Genomic DNA, 1,383 nt, shown 5'->3' on the forward strand with positions numbered 1-1,383 from the left:
TAAATGGTAGCCTTTATTTTTTTCTTGTTGCGGCGCTTAGCCATTTGTTCATCATGACTGTCAATTTCTTTAGCGTTTTCTTGTATTAACTTTTCAGCTTCTTCACTCATTTTACTTTAAGCCTTTTTAATGGTATGATAATAAGAAATATAATAGATCAGATGTTAAGAGGTCAATAGATTTTTAGCTATATGTGTAGAAAAGTTTGTTTTATTATAAGTAGCTAAAAAGTTTTAACGTCATAGCTCATCAATTGATAAAACATTATATTGCTACGAAAAAAATTATAGGTCAGATTCTATTGTTTATAAGGCTAATTATAAACAAGTCAAGGTGACGATGACTAAACGAAAGCCAAAAAATCAGCAAGCACATGAACAGCCGATTGAAATCAAGAAAACAACTCATGAAAAAAGCAAGCTTGCCAAAGCGAAGCTCCCTTTCCATTTTCCATTTCAAAATCTGAGATGCCTGACAGAACACAGAGAAATTTTTGAAGGGCTGTTGGGAGGAAAGTAATTTATGAGCTTGATGCCAACAATCGTTGATCCGCTTCTTTCATCTACTTTGGAAACCTATGAACAGGCCAAAGCATTTCAAACAAATTTGGTTTGGAAAAAACTGGATGAAATCAAGGTAGAAGAAGCAATTTCCTACTGGCTTCCAACTTTAAGCTTGAAAACGCAGATTAATTATCGTTCAGGCATTCGAAAGCTGGTTGAATTTGGTTTGCTCAACTCTCTCATCAGTCTGCAAGCCTTTGCTCTGACTAACCATGAGGCCATTATTGATAGAATTAAACTCATACAAGAATGGGCTGAGTCAAGCTGACAGGCACGGGCCGCTTGCTATATCTCCTTTACAGGGTTTTTAAATCGACGTTTGCAAGGTGTTGTAAAAAAGGCTCTCCCAAATAAGGAAGAGAGTTCGAAAACATTTTTTAGAATAAACGAGAAGGTGAAAACATTGGCAATGTTTCAAGCGTAATGGATCGCATTCTTCAAAGAATTGGAGAAAATTAATCCCAGGGATTGCTTGATCGGAAAGGTGATTTTGCACAGGGAGGCAAACGGGTAAACGAAGTTTTGTCCTTACAAACCCATCAAATTGATTGGGAGCACTGCGAAATCACCTTTTCTCATTCAAAAATGAAGGGAGTTTACAAGGAGACTGTGATTACTTATTCAAATAGCATTATGGAAAGGCTTCGAGAGCATATTGGCGAGAGAAAAGGATATGTTTTCATTACGAGATTTGGAAAGCCTGTGATGATCAATCAAGTCGCTGTGACATTTGCCAAAGCTGGGAAAGAGGCCGGTATTCCGTTTAAAATCACCCCGCACGTCTTGAGGGCATCTGCTGTCACTTATCTTAAACAGCAGG

General features: G+C 37.5%; 3 protein-coding genes. All 3 read left to right on the forward strand.

Translation table 11 applies throughout. From position 1 onward, the window contains the following. Positions 1-339 precede the first annotated feature (339 nt). Positions 340-519: a hypothetical protein gene (locus tag TY19_RS06940; protein WP_039359349.1), complete on the forward strand. Its 180-nt coding sequence runs from the start codon at positions 340-342 to the stop codon at positions 517-519. Positions 520-522: 3 nt separating this feature from the next. Further along, complete coding sequence (locus TY19_RS11770; protein WP_052354841.1) at positions 523-831, forward strand: hypothetical protein; 309 nt, start codon at positions 523-525, stop codon at positions 829-831. A gap of 254 nt (positions 832-1,085) precedes the next feature. Then, positions 1,086-1,383: tyrosine-type recombinase/integrase (locus TY19_RS11775; protein ID WP_255346664.1), on the forward strand; the 298-nt coding region annotated here is incomplete at its 3' end.

Source organism: Candidatus Protochlamydia sp. R18, assembly GCF_000648255.1.
Classification (GTDB): domain Bacteria; phylum Chlamydiota; class Chlamydiia; order Chlamydiales; family Parachlamydiaceae; genus Protochlamydia; species Protochlamydia amoebophila.